Below are 6,676 nucleotides of genomic sequence, written 5' to 3' on the forward strand. Positions count from 1 at the left end.
TTGGAGAGTTCATAAATTATCTCTGAAAGAACATCGTCTCCTGCCTTCTTTTCTTCAAGGAATTTATATTTATCAGGGTCAAAAAGACCGCCGTTATATCTTGGTATGTTCATATCTCTATTGAGTTTTTCATTGCTGCCGTTTATCAGATGAAAAAGGGCTGATAAATCATCATACAAAACTGTTTTGGCACTTATAAATTCTCCTTTCCCATGCCTAACCCTATCCTTTATCCTCTGGATGCCGTAATGCTTGTAGTAATTTGTTTGTGGGTTAGTTGGAAGGAGGTCTCTTGCCTCTGCATTAAGCACAAAGAGTATTCTATATAAAAGGATAAGGCTGTGATAGTATATTGATTCAAGGTCTTTTTCAGATAAACGGTTTTCCTCTCCGGACAGGAAGCCGTACCCAAGCCGTTCAACACAGTTAAAGACCTTTACTCTTAGGTCTTTTTCAACATCTTCCTGAAACTTAAGTGATTCGTCAAAAATATTGTCAAGGAGACATCTGCCGAAACTTTCCTTTATGAAGGCATTTGGGCTGAAAAGGAGATAGAAATATTTGAACTTCTGAAGGTCTTCAAGACATGCCTCAAGGTCTATCTCAAAAAATTTGCTTGACCGCCCCTCTTTGGAATAGAGCCTCCACTCCTTGCCATTGGTAAGGATTCCCCATTTTATATGTTCGGATTCGTTTAGATAATCCCTTATCTGCTGATGCGGATACCTGCCTTTAGTTGCCTTGCCCTTGCCTGATGACGGCTGGTCTAAATTATGATCCCACCGTTTTGATTCTGCAATTGAGATTGCAAGTTTGTATTTTTTATGCGGAGAGAGTTTGAAGGCATTGTCTGCACTTTCGGTGGTAGAGTAAAGAAAGTAATCAGGCACCTGTCTGCGCTCTGCTTCAGGTATTTTATCCTGATTAAGATAGCCAAAACCCAATTCATTAAAAACCTTATCAATAAACCGCCTTTCGGTGTTTGCCTCATTCCCTTTTCTCAAGCCTACAATATTTTTCGCGTATAATTCCTGAATGGTTTTGTATACTGGCAATACTTCCTCATCTTTATGCCAGATTTTTGCTCCAGCCTGCGGCAGACGTTCTAATAGATAATGGTTTGAAAAAATGCCTGATGTTATCCAGACATCTTCAAGCAAAGCAGTCTGAGGTTTTTTGTATGTGGTATCCATTTGTTCAGGCATATTTTATATTAAAACAACACTCTTTACAGCCGTTATTTCAGTGCTTGACAAAAGATAATGGGATTTATTTACCATTTTCCCTTACTTGAGCATCTCTTCAGGCTTTGCTCTTTTTCGTTTGTTATGCCTGTCCCTGCAAGTCTTAAGCAGGGAAATGATAAGTCAGTGGTCATCACGGTAATGGCAACAGATTTATTTACCATTTCCCCTAGCCTGATTATCCCTTATGTCCTATGGAAGTTTGTTTGGCATAAGATTTAGTTTATCTCGCTGCTTTATATTATGTTGCCAGAAAGTGAATTCACTTCCTGTTTATCAAACTCGCTGCGTAGCCTGCGCCGAAGCCGTTGTCTATGTTTACAACCGTTACACCAGAGGCGCATGAATTTAACATTGCAAGGAGTGTTGCTATTCCGCCAAGATTAGCGCCGTAGCCAACACTTGTCGGAACAGCAATAACAGGTTTTGATACAATCCCTGCAACAACTGAAGGGAGCGCCCCTTCCATGCCTGCAACTACGAGCAAGACATTCGCCTTGAACAGTTTTTCCTTCTTGTGCAAGAGCCTGTGGATGCCTGCAACACCAACATCATAAAGGGTTTCTACATCATTGCCCATAATCTCTGCTGTTACTCTAGCCTCTTCTGCAACAGGTATATCTGATGTGCCTGCACTTACAACCAGTATCTTACCAATACCATTTATCTTAATAGGATGGGATTTTATAACAACTGTTCTTGCAACATCATTATAAACAAATTTTGGAAATCTCTTTTTTAACACCTTTGCCTTATCTACACTAACCCTTGTTATAAGAATATTTTCCTTTTTTTCATATAGTCTTTCAGCAATGCCTATAATCTGTTTTGCGGTCTTGCCTTCCCCAAATATCACCTCAGGAAAGCCTTGTCTTAAAGACCTGTGGCTGTCAATAGTTGCAAAACCTATCTCTTCAAAAGGAAGTGTCTTTAGTTTTGTCATCACAGTTTCAATATCAAGGTTACCTTTTTGAAAATCTGACAAAAGTCTTTTTAGTTGATTGGTGTCCACAAGTGGAAAAGTTTAGCAGTATTTCGGGATAAATTCTATAGATTTATATAGATGATTGAAGGACAGGTGATGGCATTCCTATATAATAGCCTTGAACATAGTCAATATCCATACCGCTGACTGCTGTTAAAATCTCTTTATCTTCAACAAATTCTGCTATTGTCTTTATGCCAAGTTCTTTTGCAAGCGTAACCATGCTTAATACAATTGCTTTATCCATATGATTGTTAATCATGCCTTTTATAAATTCCCCATCTAGTTTTACATAGTCTATTGGAAATTTCTTTATATACTGAAATGATGAAAAACCTGAACCAAAATCATCTATCGCAAACTTAAACCCGTAAGATTTGAGGTCAAGGGCATATTTTTCAATAAGTTTTATATTTCTAACCGTACCTCTTTCTGTGATTTCAAACACGATTTTCCCAACATCAACACCATACATAGATGTCATGGCGCCAATCCTATATATAAAATCTTTTACTATCAATATCTTTGGGGAAAGATTTATAAAAATAATCCCCTGATAGTTTACCTCTCTTATTATCTTAAATGTCTTTTCCATAAGTATATAATCAAGTTCATTGATTACACCCATATTTTCAGCCATCTCAATAAATTCACCGGCATTCATTATGCCATTATTATTCAAAGGGATTCTCATGAGAAGTTCATTCGCCTCAATATTACCTGTTTCCAGATTCATTACAGGCTGGAAATATGGGATTACACTCTTCTCTGCAAGGGCACGGGTAATGATGATGGATTTCTCCCCGAGCCTTTTAAATATATCTGCCACATCATCTTGTCTTGGAACACCTATCCCATTTCTCCCCTGTGACTTTACCCTGTACATCATATTCTCTGCAATGGAAAACAGGGTGCTGCTATCCTTTGCATTATCAGGAAATACTGAAATACCTATTGAACTTGTTATATTTATCGTATTGCCATCAGGCGATGTTAAGGGAAATTTATCTAAAAAATCATTTATCCTCTCTGCCACACTATATGCCTGCTCTATATCAGCATTAGGCAGTATAACAACAAATTCATCGCCTCCGTATCGGGCAAATAAATCTTCACCCCTTAACATCTCCCTTATAAATCGGGTATATTCCTTAAGAATCTTATCGCCAAATGAATGACCATACACATCGTTAATACTTTTAAAATCATCTATGTCAATAACCATAAGAGAAAACTTATTGTTATGCCTGTTTGACCGTTCTGTTTCATAATGCAAGAGTTCCCAAAAAACCCTCTGATTATAAAGATGTGTCAGGGGATCCCTTGTGGCATAATATTTAAGTTCATTTGTATATTTATCAACTGCCTTTACAGTAACCATGACATTTAACAGTGTTATTAAAATGCTCTCCAGCACCAAACCCACGATTGTATTATCTGATGTATCCTTATGAATACCAATGCCTACAGTGCCGCATATCTTATCTGTTTCCAAACATGCAGATGTTGTCTTAAAGTGGAAATAATTTTCATCAACTTCTTTAAGCGCTACAGAATTACCAACAATGTTATCAGTGAATCTAATAGAATCATTTTCTAAATTGCCTGACGGGAAATGTCCCTTTATATTTTCTAGGATTGTCTTTTTTAAATTATTAGTCGCTGCTATAGATGGTGTATTCAGCCAGAATATCTCAACATCGCACTTCCCATCATCCATATAGAATATGGAGCATATATTGTAAACCTCTACAACTTTATTTATTTCAACAAGAAGATGCTTAATATATCCCTTCCAGTTCCTGATTACATCAGATGTGATTATAGACCTTTCAAGGAGTTTTACCTCAGACTCCAGAATATCTCTGTCAACAGATATATTTTTGTCAGGAAGATTTCCTATCTCTTTGAGGTTGTGTTTTTTCATATAAAAATCCTTGAGTGTTCTTGATGGTATTACCCTAATTTATGCCCGTTAATTCCTTTGGTGGTTTATTAAGCGGAAGCCCTGTATGCCCCATCTCTATTACATCTGCATCTTTAGACACAACATGAAACATTTGCACCTTGGATTTAAGGTTATTAGCCAATGCAGTTATCTGCTGACTTGCCTTTAGTATCTGTTGGGCGCTGCCAGATGTCTCTTTTGTTATACCTGCCACTGTCTCTATATCCCCGCTGATTTGGTCTGCTGCGGTTGACTGCTCCTCTGATGCAGTCGCTATCTGCTGTATCATGCCGGTTACATTCTCTACCTGACTGATTATCTCCTTTAACGCTCCACCTGCCTCCTGAACTAACTTGACACCATCCTCTACTGCCTTCCTTTGTTGTCCTCTCTGCCAACTTCCTAACCTCATCTGCTACTACTGCAAAGCCCCTGCCCTGCTCCCCTGCCCTCGCAGCCTCTATTGCCGCATTTAATGCCAATAGATTTGTCTGGTCTGCTATATCATCTATGACCTTTATAATCTTGCCAATCTCATTGGAACGATTGCCAAGGGTTGCTATAACCTTGCTGGTCTGTTTTGTTGTCCCTGCTATGGAATTCATGCTGTCTATACTCTTATTCACTATTCCACCGCCATTCGCTGCAGCCTTACTCGCATTTCTAGCTGCCTCTACTGCGCCTGACGCATTCTTTGCTATCTCCACTATGGTTGCAGACATCTCTGTTGAGGCAGTTGCCACCTGACTTGCCCTTGCACTCTGTTCATCAGCGCCAGAGGCAATCTGCTGCGCTGATTCAGAAAGTGTCTGCGAACTATTAGTAAGATGCTCTGTGCCTGAATGAATGCCTTTAACAATGCCATGAAACTTGCCAATCATCTTATTAAAGGCATCTGCGATTTGTCCAATCTCATCATTAGACGCCAAATTGATTTCCCTTGTTAAATCTCCGCTTTCCTCTATTGCAAGTATTGAGTTCATAAGTTCAGACATTGGGTGGACAATCTTATATTTTACTATTATAAATGGAATAATACCCATAAGAAACAGGATTATGACAGATGCTATATAAATGATTATCTGCTTTCTAACATGAGCCTTTACATCCCGAAGTTGTTTTGCAACAGACTGATTGGCAGCACTAGATACATCAAGGACTGAATTTATTGCCCCAGTTGCCCTTTCCATCCATTCCTTTGCTGATATTGGATAATTACCCAAATATGCTGCATCATAAATATCCTTTCTTGTCTTTTCAAAACTACCCAAAAAAACCTTTTCCATCTTTACTATTTGAGCCTTAAGGTTTGCATCAATTACCGGGTCATCTTTGAAACTTAAAACTGCCTTAAGGTTTAAGTCTACAATTGCCCTGAATGTCCTTAAATCTGCCGCCGTAGCATCAGTTACAGGCATACCTGCTGAAATATGACTGCCAATGGTTGCCCTTTCTCTGCCTGCATATTCGCTTAAAAGCCATATTGCCTGTCTAAGTTCTACACTTAATCTTACACCATCCCTGAATGTCTGAACTGCCTGAGGGGAGGTAATTGATTTTAACCTTAAATCAGCATTTGCATCAATAAACGCTGTCATAGTCTTGAACCAGTCTTTAGGGGCATATTCTTTTACATTTTTCATTAGGTTTCCATCTACAATTAAACGGGCATTCTCCAATTCCTGTTTTAAAGATTCAACTTTTTTGATAGATTCTTTAAGTTGAATGTGAGATGGGTCAAAGGCAATAAGTGATTTCATCAGAGTATGTGCCTTGTTAAATGCCTCATCGCCCTTTTCACGGAAATCTTTTATTCTTTGAATGATGGTAACATCAGCAGGCACAGGACTAGATAGCGCTGTTGTTGTAGCGCCCCGCTCTATCGCCTCCCATCCGCTGGCGACAATAATATTGTCAGCAAGTTCATTTGCCATTAGCATCCTATCTGCCTCTTTTGAACCCCTGTAAAGAACAGTAATAATGACAATATTCAAAGATAGCAAAAATACACCTGTACAAACCAGTCCCAGATACAAAACCCTTTTGATGCTTATATTATGCAATAATCTTTGTATGAGTCCCATGTGAACCTCCTATGAATAGTGCAATCAAGGCTAAAGCCTTGAGTTACAATATGCGGTAACTCAAACCCATCCTATAAATGGTCTCCACCCCGAAACCTAAAGCCTTGAGTTACAATATGCGGTAACTCAAACCTTTAGGTTTGAGGTTTTCATTACAATATGCGGTAACTCAAACCTTTAGGTTTGAGGTTTTCATAGTATCTCCTTTAAATGTTTGACAACGATTCCTTTTCCTTTGGGCTTAAGACCTTATCCAGATTCAAAAGTATTATAAGCCTGTCCTCAAGTTTTCCAACACCTTCTATATATTCTGAATCAACACTGCCCACTATCTCAGGAGGAGGCTCAACAGTTGATGCATCCAGCCGCAGCACCTCTGATACCGAATCAACTACCATTCCAACACTCTTCTTTC

Annotated in this window: 4 protein-coding genes and 1 pseudogene (1 of these 5 cut by a window edge); all 5 read right to left on the minus strand. The window is 38.7% G+C overall.

Features of this window, described 5'->3' with window-relative positions:
- On the minus strand, positions 1-1,193 hold a 1,193-nt coding region (locus HZC45_03885), incomplete at its 3' end, for a hypothetical protein (protein MBI5682298.1).
- 313 nt (positions 1,194-1,506) lie between these two features.
- Entirely contained in the window at positions 1,507-2,256 is a 750-nt protein-coding gene (gene larB, locus HZC45_03890; GenBank protein ID MBI5682299.1) for a nickel pincer cofactor biosynthesis protein LarB, read from the minus strand.
- 43 nt (positions 2,257-2,299) lie between these two features.
- Entirely contained in the window at positions 2,300-4,156 is a 1,857-nt protein-coding gene (locus HZC45_03895) for a bifunctional diguanylate cyclase/phosphodiesterase (protein MBI5682300.1), read from the minus strand.
- Positions 4,157-4,311: 155 nt separating this feature from the next.
- Entirely contained in the window at positions 4,312-6,261 is a 1,950-nt protein-coding gene (locus HZC45_03900) for a methyl-accepting chemotaxis protein (GenBank protein MBI5682301.1), read from the minus strand.
- A gap of 206 nt (positions 6,262-6,467) precedes the next feature.
- Positions 6,468-6,676, minus strand: a pseudogene (locus HZC45_03905) (chemotaxis protein CheW); it runs 288 nt beyond the window's last position.

The sequence above is a fragment of the Deltaproteobacteria bacterium genome (assembly GCA_016223005.1).
Lineage (GTDB): Bacteria > Desulfobacterota > GWC2-55-46 > UBA9637 > GWC2-42-11 > JACRPW01.